This window comes from Chloroflexus sp., assembly GCF_034434295.1.
Classification (GTDB): domain Bacteria; phylum Chloroflexota; class Chloroflexia; order Chloroflexales; family Chloroflexaceae; genus Chloroflexus.
Window position 1 is genome coordinate 22,315 of sequence record NZ_DAOTZQ010000002.1, and the last position, 14,874, is coordinate 37,188.

Here is a 14,874-nt window from a genome sequence, read left to right on the forward strand (position 1 = left end):
GTCAAAAAGTGTTATACTTTCTGGGTGACGCTCTTCGCACGGAGGTGAACAATGAGACGCTCAATCCCATGGCAACGGCTAGGACGTATCACATTACTGATATTACGTTATGTGTTCGGGGCAACCTTTGCGTATGGGGCCTACCACAAACTTACCCGCCGATGGATGACCTCTTCGGTTCTGCGTGAACATTTTGAACAACGGCTATCGGAGATTGATCCACACAGTTTCAGTGCCGCTTATCTGCGCTTTTTTGCCATTCCGTTCTACCGACTGATTGCATGGGTACTGACCATCGGCCAGATCATTGTGGCTTTCAGTATGTTAACCGGGATTGGGGTGCGGCAAAGTGCAGCGCTGGCCCTCTTTTTGCTGGTGAATATCAGCGCTGGTTCGTACTTTAACGCCAGTATGCCACCGTATCTGATAACGGCGGTTTTGCTGATGCTTGACCTCGAACGTGGTCGGGAGCGGGATGATAAACCGGTTTCATCAATTCGTGAGCGTTTGATTGAATAATCTCCTTCAGATCAGGAGTATACAGGTTGCATCTTTAGCGTGCGGAAGCCTCTCTTCTGCACCAGTTGTACTCTGCGCCGACCGTGCGTCACTATGCCAAAATGCTGATCATTGTCGCCTGGTTTGTCAACGCTGTGGTAGACAAATCCCCGACAATTATCGAGATACGTTTTGTGTTGTGCTGCACTTCACCGATGGATTAAGATAATTTCTCGCAGAAATATCCTTACATCCTCTTGCAGCCAGCGAAGACGGTATTATAATGACTCGCGTCACCACCAATCGCCGGCATTGTGTCGGCGGTTTTTGTCTTACGCGAGGATGCGATGTCTGAACCTGCCATTGTTGCCGATTCATTGACCTACCGTTACGGTGATCTGCTCGCCGTCGATCACATCAGCTTCGCCGTAGAACGAGGTGAAATCCTTGGCTTTCTGGGACCAAACGGTGCCGGTAAATCAACCACAGTGAAGATGCTGACCGGCCAGCTCCGCCCGTTGGGTGGGCGGGCCCTCTTGTTGGGAATTGACGTGTCCCGCCATCCCAAGCAGGTCCAGGCCCGGATTGGCGTCTGCTTCGAGCAACCAAATCTCTACGAGGAGTTGAGCGCCGCCGATAATCTGCGCCTCTTTGCCCGTCTCTTCAATGTCCGTGATCTTGATCTGACGGCCTTGCTGCGGCGCGTCGGGCTCGATGGACGTGGGAATGATCTGGTCAGTCACTATTCCAAAGGTATGAAACAGCGCTTGATGATCGCTCGTGCACTGGTCAATCGACCTGATATTCTCTTTTTGGATGAACCGACCGAAGGTCTCGATCCAACATCTGCCGAAGCGATCCGTCGTGTCATTCGCGAAGAACAGGAGCGCGGCGCGACAATCTTCCTCACCACCCACGATATGTATGAAGCCGATCGGCTCTGCCATCGGGTTGCCTTTATCAACAGTGGACGGATTGTGGCCCTCGATACGCCTCACAACCTCAAGCAGCAGTACGGTAAGCGGATGGTGCGGGCCGAAGTGGTTGGCCCCGATGGTTCACTGCTGACCCACGAGATTATTCTTGACCGACCGGAGACTGCCGCCGAGATGGCGAACCTGCTTCAGCACGAAAAGGTGATTACGTTGCACAGCGAAGAGGCTACGCTGGAAGATATTTTCATTCAGCTTACTGGACGTGGCCTGGCCTGACTGTTGTCCGGTTCGAGTGAAGGAATACCCGCTATGAATATCGCTGCGCTTTGGGCGTTGATAACGAAGGACGCCCGCCTCTACTTTGCGAATCGGCTCTTCGCCCTGGTGACGGTGTTGGGTCTGGTAGCGTACATCGCGATCTATTTTCTATTACCGGCAACGGTTGATGAGACACTACGGCTGGGTCTGGTGATTCCCGAATTGCCACCGGCCCTGGCGGAAGCTCTGACTGATGATGCGGTACAGATCAAGCGCTTTACCGATGCGGCGGCCTTACGTTCTGCTGTGGCAAGCGGTGAAGTAACCGTCGGCATTGCCTTTCCCGCCGATCTCTTCGATCAGCTTCGCCAGGGAGCACGACCAACGGTTGAACTATTCCTGGCGCCTGAAGTGCCAACCGATTTTGAGTCCGTCTACGAGGCTGCGGCCCGCGAATTGAGTTTCAACCTGGTCGGGCAAGAATTGCCGGTCGTCATCAGCGAGGAGATTCTCGGCCCCGATATGGCCGGTGCGCAGATTGCTCCCCGGCAGCGGATGTTGCCGCTCTTCGCGGTGCTGGTGTTGATGGTCGAATGCCTTGGCCTGGCCAGCCTGATCGCCGCCGAGGTCGAACAGGGCACGATCCGCGCCCTGCTGGTGACTCCCCTCTCATTGCGTGGCCTCTTCGTTGCCAAGACCATTTTTGGTTCACTCTTTGCCTTTGTCCAGGCAGTCTTGTTACTGGCGGTTACCGGTGGCCTGGTGCGCGAACCGCTCCTCAACCTGACCGCACTGCTCATCGGATCGGTGCTGATGACCGGCACCGCCTTTCTCATCGCCTCGCTTGGCCGTGACCTGATGTCGGTGATGGGCTGGGGCATGCTGGCCCTGTTGATCATGGCGTTGCCGACCTTTACCGTTCTCCTGCCCGGCTTAGCGGCGGACTGGGTGCAATTCATTCCCACCCACTATCTGGTAGACACCATCTACCGCTCACTCAACTTCGGTGCCGGCTGGAGTGAGGTCGGCGGAAACCTGCTACCACTGACGGTTTCCGCCCTCTTGTTCCTGGCTCTGGGCATGGCCATTCTGCAACGGAGGTTCGCATGAGTCTGCGCCGCATTCTGGCTCTCCTCTACCGCGAAGCGGTACAGGGGCCAAAGAACTTTATCTTCATTTTCACGATTGTGGTTCCGTTGGGCTTGAGTCTCGCTCTGGGCCTGATCTTCGGCACCTTCTTCAGCGGCAAACCGCGACTGGGCATCTTCGACAGCGGATCATCGCAGATCACGCAGTTTGCCGAGACCATGCCGGGATTGATAGTTCAGCGCTATACGAGCGAGGCCGAACTGCGGACAGCGACTGCCAGAGGTGCGGTGGATGTTGGTATTGTGTTGCAGGCTGGATTTGATCAGCGTCTCCTTAGTGACCAACGGGGCAGCCTGACCGTCTACGTGTGGGGCGAGAGTTTGTTACGCGACCGAGTCTTGATCGGTACCGCGCTTGCCGACTGGCTACGTGCGCTGGCCGGCCACGAGCCGCCGGTGGTCATTACCACCTCCGTCCTGGGCGCTAACAGCGATCTGACCTGGCAGCAGCGCTTGTTACCGCTACTCGTGCTCATGACTGTCGTGTTTGGTGCGTTAATGCTACCGGCCTCCTCATTGGTGAGCGAAAAGCAACGTCGCACACTGACTGCCTTGCTGGTAACACCGGTGACCCGCGCTGAAATCTATGTTGCCAAGGGTATGCTGGGTGTTGCTCTGAGTACGGTGATGGCATTGCTGGTATTGGCGCTGAATGGTGCCTGGAGTGATCAGATCGGGTTGGTGTTGCTGGTACTTTTGCTGGGGGCAATCTTATCGGCAGAGTTCGGTGTGCTGTTAGGCGTGTTGGTGAAAGATATCAACTCGCTCTTTGCCACCGTGAAGGCGCTGGGTCTATTGCTCTACGCCCCGGCGTTGATCGCACTCTTTCCGGTAATTCCACAATGGATTGCCCAAATCTTCCCGACGTACTACATGGTCGATCCGGTGATTGCGATTGTTCAGCGCGGTGCCACCCTGAACGATATTGCTCCGCATCTGGCAGTACTGGTGGCCATGATTGTGGCGCTGGCAGCGGGTTTACGGGTGGTTCGGGAACGATGAGCACTGGCAAACGAGGTCTGGTTTGTTATCACCACCGAGGCACAGAGAGGATGAAAGGACAAACCCCTCTGTGTCCTCTGTGTCGCTGTGGTGAACATATCCAAACCACAATTGTGTCGAGCAAAGTTGACATAAATACCTCCTGAAAACCTCTGTGCCCTCCGTGTCTCGGTGGTGCATATAGCCAAACTACAATGGTATCAAGTAAAGTTGACATAAATGCCTCTAAAACCTTTGTGCCTTCCGTGTCTCTGTGGTGAATACAGACGTGGTACAATAGCCTCGCCGTGCAGGTTATATCTAAATCCCTTCTCCCGGTACTGGCTTTGTCCATCGGTACGTGAGTGCTGACTACAAAGGAGTTTGCATGACCACGCTTGCTGCCTCGACCGATAACCGTCGCGAACAGGTTGGCTGGTATTTCTACGACTGGGCCAATTCGGCATTTTCGACCACAGTAGTGACCGTCTTCTTAGGGCCATACCTCACCTCAATTGCCCGTAATGCGGCTGATGCGAATGGATTTGTCTATCCGTTTGGGATACCGGTGGCAGCCGGTTCTTTTTTTCCTTACATGGTTTCGCTCTCGGTCTTGTTACAGGTCTTCTTTTTACCCATCCTTGGTGCCATTGCCGATTACTCCAACGCTCGCAAGCAAATGCTGGCGATCTTTGCGTATGTAGGGGCATTTGCCACTATGGGCCTCTACTTTCTCGAAGGCACCAACTATCTGCTAGGTGGTATCCTCTTCCTGATCGCCAACCTCACCTTCGGCGCCTCGATAGTCTTCTACAACGCTTTCTTGCCAGACATTGCCAGTCCTGATCGGCGAGACGCCGTTTCTTCACAGGGATGGGCACTTGGCTATCTGGGCGGCGGCTTATTACTGGCGGCCAACCTGGTCTTCTTCCTGAATGCCGAGTCGTTTGGGGTTGAGAGTGGGATGGCGGTGCGAATCAGTCTGGTGTCTGCCGGTATGTGGTGGGCCATTTTTACGCTCATTCCAATGTGGACGCTACGGAACCGTGGTGCAGTTCGGCGCTTACCGCCTGGCGAGAACTACTTGACGGTCGGGTTCCGTCAGTTAGCCCATACATTTCGGCAGATGCGCGGTTATCCACAAACCCTGCTCTTCCTGGCGGCGTATCTGCTCTACAACGACGGTATTCAGGCAGTGATTGCGCTGGCTGCGCAATTCGGGGCTGAAGAGCTGGGTATCGGCGAGTCAACCCGGATTGTCACCATCTTGATGGTACAGTTCGTCGCTTTCTTCGGCGCCCTGATCTTTGGTGCTCTGGCAACACGGTTGGGTTCAAAACGAGTGTTGCTGGGTAGTCTGGTCATTTGGACGCTGGTCGTTAGTTATGCCTACATTATGCCGGCCAACAACGATGTGCAATTCTTTGCGCTCGGTGCGGCAATTGCGCTGGTGTTGGGAGGTAGTCAGGCAATCAGTCGGTCGCTGTTTTCGCTCATGATCCCTGATGGTCAGGAGGCAGAGTACTTTAGCCTGTACGAAGTAGGTGAGCGTGGCACGAGCTGGCTGGCGCCTCTCTTGTTCGGGGTTGCTTACCAGATGACCGGTAGCTACCGGATCGCCATTGTCTCACTGATTATCTTTTTCATCAGTGGGTTTATCCTGCTCTTGTTCGTGAATGTACGGCGGGCGGCTGCCGAAGCCGGTAATCAGGCACCGGCGCATGTGTAGAACTCATTTCAAAAAAGCTGTGCTGTCGTGCGTCCAGGCAGTCGCCCAGGCGTCTGAATGCTTGCCAATCGTCAACAACAGTCAACCCGGCTTCTGACCTGTTGGCAGAGCGAAGGTCCGGTCGTACCATCACGCACTGAATTGGTTGCCTTACCCGCTCGTTATGTCCGTGTCGCAGCGTTTGGAGTGCGGCAGCATGGCTGCCGCAGCAGCCGTGCTCACGATCCGGCGCGTGGCACGTCGTTGACTTTACTGGTCACGGACTGAATGTGCTCGTTACGATCATAGAGACGGTCAAGAATGAATGAGATAACTTCTCGTAAATGTTTTTGAACCGGGTTCTAAACATCGACGTTCTACCATTCGTGCTTGAGCCAACCCAGGAGGGGTAGCCTACGTGGTGCCCCTCCCTCATGGTTCCTGACCCTGTTCATGGGTTGGTGCTATCCAGATTGGCAGCGTAAACGAGAAGCTGCTGCCGCTCCCCTCAACACTCTTCACCCAGATTCGACCACCGTGGAGTTCGACCAGCAAACGAGTGATATACAGTCCCAAACCCACTCCACTCTTCTGGCGGGTATTGCTGTTATCAACGCGCTGAAACCGCTCAAACAACCGGACCTGATCTTCGGGTTTGATACCGATCCCTTCATCGCGCACGACGATTAACATCCACTGACCGGGCGGATGGGTCGCCGGCAAGTCGTCTGCATTGGCTCTGCGCACGGTGAGCTGAATTTCGCTCCCTTCCGGGCTATACTTGATGGCGTTGCTCAGCAGATTGAAGATAATCTGTTTGACCTTGTCACGGTCGGCAAAGACCGGTGGTAACGGCGTTCGAGCATCAATCAAGAGTTTGTGATGGATCAATTGAGTATGCAACTGGAGTGTCAGCTCTTCAATCACCTGCCAGAGGCCAACCGCCCAGCGGTTCAACTTCACGACCCCGGCCTCCAGCCGTGACACATCCAGTAAATCCTTGACCATTTTATGCAGTCGCTCGGCCTCGTTAGAAACCGTAATCAAGAACTCGCGTTGGCTCTCGTGGTCAAGGTCTTGCCGGTTCAGCAGAATCTCGGTATACCCAAGGATTGAGGTCAGTGGTGTACGTAGTTCGTGCGACACAATACCGATAAACTCATCTTTGAGCCGATCAGACTCGCGCTCGCGTGTGCGATCACTGACCACCCACAATCGTCCGGTAAGCTGTTGCTGGCTATCGCGGGTTGGCACTGAGAGCACGTATAATTCCTGGTATGGGTTGCGGAGCTGAAGGCTGGTTTCAAACGTCTGATCAGGGGTTCGCTGTCCGAGATCACAAAATTCGCTGAGCCGGAATGGATCGTTGAGCCGCGTCAGCAGGTGCTCAACCAGATCAATCCCAACGTAAAATGAAGGCCGTTGTAATCGTGCTTCTAAGCGCCAGACCTGATTCCAGGCCGGATTGGCCCGGATAACTCGTCCATTCAAATCGAGGAGCGCCAGCCCTATCGGTAGACTGCTGAAGACCTGACCAAGGTGGTACGATGTTTCATAAGCGGCCTGATAAGACATCGCCCGAGCCAGTGGGCGGGCAGCACGCTCGCAGAGGGTGGTAACAAACGCCAGCACCTCTTCAGTAAAGGTCGTCGACCGACGACTATGCAGAATGAGCACCGCCAATACCCGATCATCGACGATAATCGGGGCTGCCAGCTCGGCCAGAAATGGCATCGCGTTCGGCAATCCCGGCTCGCGTCCTGCATCACGAACCAGCAAAGGACGCCGCATCTGGACTGCCTGACCGGCCAGACCTGTCTCCCAACTCCAACGCTGCCGCGGTAGCGTGGGCAGTGCGCGTCTGGAACGCTCAGCTTCGTACCCTTCGTACAAGTGCAGCACCAGTTCGCGTTTGTCATAATCAACCAGGGCAACTGCTCCTGCTTCAGCACCGCTCCCCTCTAATGCCCGACGCAAGATGACTCCGGTCAGCTCGTGCAGGTCGATAGTACGGTCGAGCTGTTCATTCAGGGCGATCATCTTTTGGCGTAGCGAAGGGGTGAGCGTCAGGCCAACGGGTGTTTCGCCGGCAAAGCGTGGTGTCGGTAACTGGGGAAGACGGGCACCTTCTTGTGCAATCGCAGCCGCCAGCAACGGCTTCAGCGCCTCGATCAGTTCGCTGATGCAGCCGGTAAATCGTCGCTGATCGTCGTTGCGCAGTTCGAGAACCCCCCATAATCTACCGCCCCAAAAGATCGGTGCTCCCAGATAACCGGCAGGGATAACGGGTAAGTTTTTATCTGGCTGACCGGCGCTACCAAGCGCAATCGTCTTGATAACCGTCTTCCCGCCGAGTGCTACCGAACGGGTCAGGGTATCGTCCCACGGATAAGCCCACGACTCTGGTGAAAAAATCTGCTGGCGATGCGCACCGGGTCGTGCGGATTGTAACCAGCAGGTCAGGCGTGCATCCCGGTAGCGTACTGCGAGGCGCAAAAGCCCGAATAGCCGATGGATACGTTGTACCAGCGGCAATTCCTCTTGCAACAAACGGGAAGCCGCACTCAGCACACTCAAGTAGCCGGTTGTGATGTCTTCTGATTCGTGTGTCATTGTCGTGTATTGTAGCTAACCGTGAGTAGCTGTCAATTATCTCGTAATAACCATGTGCTATGATATGCTACATCCATCGGTATTACGGTGGAATACAAGGAGTAAACTATGTTTACGGCAATCGATCATATCGGGTTGGTAGTAGCCGATCTCGACGCTGCAATTGATTTTTATCGCACTGCATATGATGTGACCGAATGGGAGCGGATTGAACTCCCTGAACGCCATGCGCTGATCGGTGTGGCTCGCTTTGGCGATGTTTTGATCGAATTAATTGCCCCAACCAGCGATCAGGCCAGCTTTGCCCGCTTCTTGCGCGAAAAAGGGCCGGGTATGCATCATATTGCTTATCGGGTCGATGATATTTATGCAGCGTTAGCTACATTGCAGGCGCGTGGTTTACCATTGATTGACCGTGAACCTCGTCCTGGTATCCACAACACACTGGTTGCGTTTGTCCATCCGAAAGCTGGCGGACAGGGTGTATTGGTTGAGCTGGTGCAGCATCGTTCCCCGCATCACAGGTAAGTCAAAAAACACGTTTGGAGCAGCAGTATGACCTGGAATGACGAAGAGCACCGTCGCTTGCTGGTAAGCACGAGTATCGGGTATACGGCGTACACTGCCTGGGCGCGTCAGGCTCGTCGTGAACGACTGTTTAACATCGCCCGTTTGCTTGATGCGTCAGCAGCAGTTAAACGGGTTCGAGCCGAGCAGGCGTTGCGGCATCTGGGTGAAGTCGCGAAGACGACGACCAATATTGAGCGGGCACTTGCCGGTCTCGAACCAGAAGCCGTTGTCACCGGCCCTGTCACCGGTACCAGCGCATTTCAACGCGAGTTGCTGGAGCGGGCAGCGCGGGCACTGGCAGCGGGGCGTGATCTGATCTACACCGAGCTGGGTGATCTCTTTGTATGCAGTACCTGTGGTCACTTGATGGAAGGTGATCCACCACCATTCTGCGCCATCTGTGGCACGGTGCGTGAGGGGTTCCTGGATTTTCGGATTGTCGATTGTATGGGGACATTAAGCCCCGCTACGATTGTGCGTCGCCTCGAACAGGGACTCCGCACCGTGCAGAATCTGGTCACCGATCTGACTGAAGAACAGCTCTCAACCCCGGTAAATGGCTTTCCTGCCTGCAAAGACCTGATCGGCCATCTGACCGACATGGACATCGTCTTTCGCGAGCGGACGTGGATGATTCTTGAGACGAACCAGCCCAGGCTGCCCTCAGCCCATCCGCCAACGTTACAGCGCGCAGTGAAGTATCGCACGGTACCGATTGCTGATCTCCTCGAACAGTACACCTCTAGCCGACAACAGACGCTCAACTTACTTCGCGGCTTGACCCAGGCTGCCTGGCAGCGCATCGGCTACCACGAGATATTCGGCCCGGTTCCCCTGCTGCATCAAGGAAACTGGGTGGTCACGCACGAACAGGGACACCTGATTGAACTGGCGCAAATGCGGCACAATTTGTTGCATGGAGGAAATCAGGTGATCGAGATTGCGCAGGAGATGCTGCATCCATAGCCGGCACCGGCAACTGTCAGGCGCAGTAACGGGGCGACCGGCCAGTCGCCCCGTCTTTCATGAGAGTGTTTCAGTTGCGCTTACGTTAAATCTAACCCACTCAGACTATCGTAGAGCACATCAAGATTTTCCAGAGCCAGCCCGGTACCGATGGCAACGCACGAAGCCGGCTGATCGGCGACATAGCAGGGAACACCGGTAACATCGGTCAGGAGATCGTTAATGCGCCGCAGCATCGATCCACCGCCGGTCATCACCATGCCCTTATCGATAATGTCCGAGCTTAATTCAGGTGGTGTTTCGACCAGTACTGCCCGCACCGCGTTAATGATAGCTTCCAATGGTTCCTGAATAGCCTCAGTAATCTCGTTGCTATCAACCTGGATTGTGCGTGGCAAACCGGTGACCTGATCACGACCACGCACCTGAGTCACAAGCGGCTTATCAAGTGGCAGCGCCGAGCCGATCTCAATTTTAACCGCTTCCGCAGTACGCTCACCGATCAAAAGATTATATTTGCGCTTGATATACGCAGCAATCGCTTCATCGAACCGGTTGCCACCAACACGCACCGAGGTACTGACCACAATATCGTTCAGTGAAATCACTGCCACTTCGGTAGTGCCACCGCCGATGTCAATCACCAGGTTGCCTGACGGCTGGGCGATGGGAATATTAGCGCCAATGGCGGCGGCCAGTGGTTCGCGGATGAGATAGGCCTTGCCAGCACCTGCTTCGAGCGCAGCATAGCGTACTGCTCGCATCTCGACGCTGGTCACGCCAGCGGGAATACAGATCATCACTTCAGGCCGTGAGAAGCGGAAGCGCCCTGCGGCACGGCCAATAAAGTGACGTAACATCTCTTCGGTGACAACGTAATCGGCGATCACGCCGTTGCGCATTGGACGCACTACTTCGATACTCTCCGGCTCACGGCCTAACATCGCCATCGCCTCTGCACCAACAGCGCGAACCCGGCCATCGCGGGTGCTCAGTGCGACCACCGATGGTTCCGAGAGAACAATTCCTTTACCTTTGACATAGACTAAGACATTGGCAGTGCCAAGATCAATCCCGATTTTGCGGGCCATACGTAGTATTCCTGCTGTGATGTGTTTGGTTACGGACGCTACACCTCGATAGAATAAGGCGGCGTATATAATCGCGCCGTATTATAGCAAATTTACGTCAGTTTGTGTTGAGAGCAACGTGAGAGGTGATCGATCCCCGCTAACTGGCTCGTCGCCAGTTGGTAAAAAGGCCGCATTCCAAACGAACAGACCCCGTCTGTAAACGGTATCCTCGCTGAAACGTAATCCCACTACGTGCGGAGTGGGAGCAACGGTTTTTATGCTTTCGCACACAGGGATGATAGCGGGGTAATCGCCGGATCACAGGTTGTATCACATCTTGAGTGATACTGTGCATTATTCGGGTGGGCAGCCTCGTGCTGGTGCACGGTCAGACGTGCTACCTCAACCATGACCGCCGGTGGTTTATCGCAGGCAAACTGGTTGGTGCCTGTGTAGTTGGGGTCAGGTGCAGTGCCAGCATTATGAATAGCAAGCATTGATATAGAGGCTGATTCCAGCAGGGTGTTGCGATACGCCCCCACCCTCACCCGCCCCCGCTGGGGGCGGGAACTAGCGGTACCGGATGACTCCCGCTGGCGCGAGCTGGTTCTGACTTGCGATACCTCGTTGGATGAAGTCTCTACGGTGTGTTGCATGTGATGAGGCGCGTCGGAGGCGTGCGCTTCCAGCGCTCCCAGGAGATGCCTGACGGTGACCGTCAGAGGTGAGCGCGTCGGAGGCGTGCGCTCCTAGCGCTCCCAGGCGATGCCAGACGGTGACCGTCCGTGGTAGGCGCACCGGAGGCGCACGCTCCCAGTGCTCCCAGGCGATGCCAGATGGCGACCGTGTATGGATAGCAAGCATTGATATTGGGGCTGATTCCAGCAGTGTGTTGTGATACGCCCCTACCCTCACCCGCCCCCGCTGGGGGCGGGAACTAGCGGTACCGGGTGACTCCCGCTGGCGCGAGCTGGTTCTGACTTGCGATACCCCGTTGGATGAAGTCTCTACGGTGTGTTGCAGGTGGTGAGCGAGCAGCGCACTGGAGGCGCACGCTCCCAGTGCGCTCAGGCGATGTTGGACACCGATTGTGGCACCAGATTTGATGTAAATCTGCCTTCCGCACACCAAATCTGCGACACGGGCACCTCTGACCGGGAACGGTATCCACTTCGGTTTGGTGTCTGCGAATTACTCCTGCTCCAGTCGTACAACAAAACCCCTTCCCGATCTTCGGGGAAGGGGCACCAGACCAAAAAAGCGTGGTAGATATCTGCTACGACTGTCGCCGCTTGATCTTATGGAGCTGCGCAACCCGCAGGCGAACCATCTCTTTGCGCAACTTGGCTTCGGCCAGCGCCATATCGCGTTCGCTCTGAGCTTCGCGCCGGCGGGCTTCAGCTTCAGCCCGCGCCTGTTCAGCTCGTGCTTCATCGATCTCATCGGCCCGCTCGACCGTATCGGCCAGGATAGTAACACGATGGGGAAGTACCTCCATAAAGCCGCCGGATACAGCAAACGGAGTGCGCTCGCCATTCTTAATAATGTCTAGCTCGCCTGGTTCGAGAATCGTCATGAGCGGAGCGTGGCGCGGCAGAATACCAACGCGGCCATCTTTCGTCGGTGCACTGATCATATCAACGTCATCCGAGAGGATAACGCGCTCGGCGGTGACAATCTCCAGATGGATGGGCATGGACTGCTCCTTCTGCCTGCCGTAGATGTGAACCGGCGACAACACACACTGGCCATCGCCGGTTTAACCTTACTTCTGGCTGGACTCGTAGGCAGCCAGTACGTCATCGAAATCGCCCTGCATGTAGAAGAACGACTCGGGAATATGATCGCCTTCGCCATTCAGGAGTCGGGCAAAACTCTCGACTGTCTTCTTCACCGGCACATACTTACCGGGGCGACCGGTAAACTGCTGAGCCACCGTAAACGGTTGTGAGAAGAAAAGCTCGATCTTACGTGCGCGCTGCACCGTCAGCTTGTCTTCGTCGCTCAGCTCTTCCATACCGAGAATGGCAATGATGTCCTTGAGGTCTTTGTAGCGCTGCAAAACACGCTTCACCTCTTGTGCCACCCGGTAATGTTCCTCGCCGACGATGTTGGGATCGAGAATCCGTGACGTTGACGCCAACGGATCGACCGCCGGGAAGATTGCTCGCTCGGCAATGCTGCGTTCGAGCGAGATCGTTGCGTCAAGGTGACTAAACACCGTCGCCGGTGCGGGGTCTGTGTAGTCGTCGGCCGGCACGTACACCGCCTGCATCGAGGTGATCGAACCACGCCTGGTTGACGTAATCCGCTCCTGCAATTCACCCATTTCGGTGCCCAGCGTTGGCTGATAACCTACCTGGGACGGCATACGACCGAGGAGTGATGAAACCTCTGAACCGGCCTGCACGAAGCGGAAGATATTATCAATAAAGAGCAGAATATCGCGACCCTCATCGCGGAAGTACTCAGCCATCGTTAGGGCAGTCAGACCGACCCGCAAGCGAGCGCCCGGTGGTTCATTCATCTGACCGAACACCATCACCGTCTTGTCGAACACGGTGGTGTTTTCGTCGATCCGGGCTTCCTTCATTTCGTGGATGAGGTCATTTCCCTCGCGGGATCGCTCACCTACACCGGCGAAGACTGAGAAACCCGACTGCTCTTTAGCGATATTGGCAATCAACTCCTGGATCACCACCGTCTTACCCACACCGGCACCACCGAAGATAGCGGTCTTGCCACCACGGGTAAACGGAGCAATCAGATCGATCACTTTAATCCCGGTTTCAAAAATCTGCGCCTGAGTATTCTGCTCTTCAAAGCTGGGTGGATCACGGTGAATTGGGCGGCGCTCAACCTCCGGGCCGATAGGTCCCATGCCATCGATTGGGTCGCCCAACACATTGAACACGCGCCCAAGTGTAGCCGGGCCGACCGGTACAGCGATAGGCCGACCGGTATCAATGACCTCAAGACCACGACGCAGACCATCAGTCGAACCCATTGCAACCGCTTTTACCACGCCATTGCCGAGCTGCTGTTGCACTTCGCAGACGAGACGGTCGCCATTCCCTAATGGAATTTCGATTGCATTATAGATTTCCGGTACCTCATCTTCCGGGAATTTTGCCCGGATGACCACACCGATAATCTCTTGAATAACCCCCTTGGCCGGCATCGGCTCCTCCTCTTGTCATTAACTGGTGAGAGCAGCGGCGCCCGAAGCGATTTCGCTGACCTCTTTAGTAATGGCGGCCTGCCGCGCTTTGTTAAACGACAGCGTTAAATCGCGGACCAGATCCTTGGCGTTGTTTGTGGCGTTGCGCATCGCGACCATTCGTGCGCTGTGTTCGCTGGCAATGCTTTCAAGAACTGCCTGATAAATCTGGGTCTCGACATAACGCGGCAGAATGCTATTGAGAACTTCTTCTTCGCCCGGCTCGTAGGTATAATCAACATTCGTCGTAGTCGAGATGTCAGGACTCTCTACCGGTAACAATTGCTTGATAGCCGGACGTTGCACCAACGTGTTGATGAACTCACTGTAAATAATGTAGAGTTCATCATACTTGCCCGACTGAAACCCATTAATGGCGCTAATTGCGACACCCAGGATCGCTTCGAGCTTTGGTGCATCACCGAGACGGGTTGCTTCACCTGCCGGGGCAAAACCGGTTCGTAAGAAGAAATCGCGTCCCTTACGACCGAACGTATACACATCAACGGTGCGGCCCATAGCGCGTTGCTCGGTGATAAAGCGACCGGCGCGACGCAGCACGTTCGCCACCAGGCTCCCGCAAAGCCCCCGATCAGGCGTTACAACCAGCAGTGCAACACTCTTCACCGTCTCGCGCTTTTCAAGCAACGTACCGCGACGTGCCGCTCCCACGACTCGAGCAGTAAGATTGGCCATTACCTCCCGCATACGGTCGGCATATGGCCGGGTAGCTAAAACATTCCGTTGTGCGCGCCGCATCTTTGATGCTGACACCATCTCCATCGCTCGCGTAATCTGAGCGACGTTCTTTACAGAGCGGATGCGGCGCTTAATCTCGCGACTACTCGGCATATCGAACCCTTTGCAGTTTGGATTTTGGCGAGCGCTTCGAAGATACGCTCGC

13 protein-coding genes are annotated in these 14,874 nt (G+C 55.4%); 8 read left to right on the forward strand and 5 right to left on the reverse strand.

Annotated features, from left to right (window positions below; translation table 11 throughout):
• Positions 1-51: 51 nt before the first annotated feature.
• From VAE57_RS00490 to VAE57_RS00515, 6 genes are all read left to right on the forward strand, one after another.
• Positions 52-519 (forward strand): DoxX family membrane protein, encoded by a 468-nt coding sequence (locus VAE57_RS00490; protein ID WP_322819959.1) that lies wholly within the window; start codon positions 52-54, stop codon positions 517-519.
• A 326-nt stretch (positions 520-845) separates the two neighbouring features.
• Positions 846-1,709 carry an ABC transporter ATP-binding protein gene (locus tag VAE57_RS00495; RefSeq protein WP_322819960.1) on the forward strand — a complete coding sequence of 288 codons (864 nt, stop codon included), beginning with the start codon at positions 846-848 and terminating at the stop codon, positions 1,707-1,709.
• A gap of 33 nt (positions 1,710-1,742) precedes the next feature.
• Positions 1,743-2,801 carry an ABC transporter permease gene (locus tag VAE57_RS00500; RefSeq protein WP_322819961.1) on the forward strand — a complete coding sequence of 353 codons (1,059 nt, stop codon included), beginning with the start codon at positions 1,743-1,745 and terminating at the stop codon, positions 2,799-2,801.
• Positions 2,798-3,841, forward strand: coding sequence for an ABC transporter permease (locus tag VAE57_RS00505; RefSeq protein ID WP_322819962.1), 1,044 nt, complete (start codon positions 2,798-2,800; stop codon positions 3,839-3,841). The genes VAE57_RS00500 and VAE57_RS00505 overlap by 4 nt, the downstream gene beginning before the upstream one ends.
• Before the next feature lie 367 nt (positions 3,842-4,208).
• Entirely contained in the window at positions 4,209-5,549 is a 1,341-nt protein-coding gene (locus VAE57_RS00510; protein WP_322819963.1) for an MFS transporter, read from the forward strand.
• Positions 5,550-5,606: 57 nt separating this feature from the next.
• Entirely contained in the window at positions 5,607-5,816 is a 210-nt protein-coding gene (locus VAE57_RS00515) for a hypothetical protein (protein ID WP_322819964.1), read from the forward strand.
• 144 nt (positions 5,817-5,960) lie between these two features.
• On the opposite strand, the gene VAE57_RS00520 is transcribed toward VAE57_RS00515, so the two are convergent.
• The gene (locus VAE57_RS00520) at positions 5,961-8,141 is read right to left on the reverse strand and encodes an ATP-binding protein (RefSeq protein ID WP_322819965.1); all 2,181 of its coding nucleotides are present in this window, start codon (positions 8,139-8,141) and stop codon (positions 5,961-5,963) included.
• A gap of 108 nt (positions 8,142-8,249) precedes the next feature.
• Here VAE57_RS00520 and VAE57_RS00525 point away from each other — a divergent pair, with 108 nt between their 5' ends.
• The gene (locus tag VAE57_RS00525) at positions 8,250-8,669 is read left to right on the forward strand and encodes a VOC family protein (protein ID WP_322819966.1); all 420 of its coding nucleotides are present in this window, start codon (positions 8,250-8,252) and stop codon (positions 8,667-8,669) included.
• Positions 8,670-8,696: 27 nt separating this feature from the next.
• Positions 8,697-9,677, forward strand: coding sequence for a DinB family protein (locus VAE57_RS00530; protein ID WP_322819967.1), 981 nt, complete (start codon positions 8,697-8,699; stop codon positions 9,675-9,677).
• An 80-nt stretch (positions 9,678-9,757) separates the two neighbouring features.
• Here VAE57_RS00530 and VAE57_RS00535 read toward each other — a convergent pair whose 3' ends face one another.
• The 4 genes from VAE57_RS00535 to VAE57_RS00550 all read right to left on the reverse strand — a co-directional run bounded on the left by VAE57_RS00535 (position 9,758) and on the right by VAE57_RS00550 (position 14,822).
• Positions 9,758-10,768, reverse strand: coding sequence for a rod shape-determining protein (locus tag VAE57_RS00535; RefSeq protein ID WP_012258891.1), 1,011 nt, complete (start codon positions 10,766-10,768; stop codon positions 9,758-9,760).
• A 1,258-nt stretch (positions 10,769-12,026) separates the two neighbouring features.
• On the reverse strand, positions 12,027-12,446 hold the full coding sequence (locus VAE57_RS00540; protein WP_012258892.1) for a F0F1 ATP synthase subunit epsilon: 420 nt from the start codon (positions 12,444-12,446) through the stop codon (positions 12,027-12,029).
• A gap of 69 nt (positions 12,447-12,515) precedes the next feature.
• Positions 12,516-13,931, reverse strand: a complete 1,416-nt coding sequence (gene atpD / locus VAE57_RS00545; protein WP_322819968.1) for a F0F1 ATP synthase subunit beta — start codon at positions 13,929-13,931, stop codon at positions 12,516-12,518.
• 18 nt (positions 13,932-13,949) lie between these two features.
• Positions 13,950-14,822, reverse strand: coding sequence for a F0F1 ATP synthase subunit gamma (locus VAE57_RS00550; RefSeq protein WP_012258894.1), 873 nt, complete (start codon positions 14,820-14,822; stop codon positions 13,950-13,952).
• Positions 14,823-14,874: the final 52 nt, after the last annotated feature.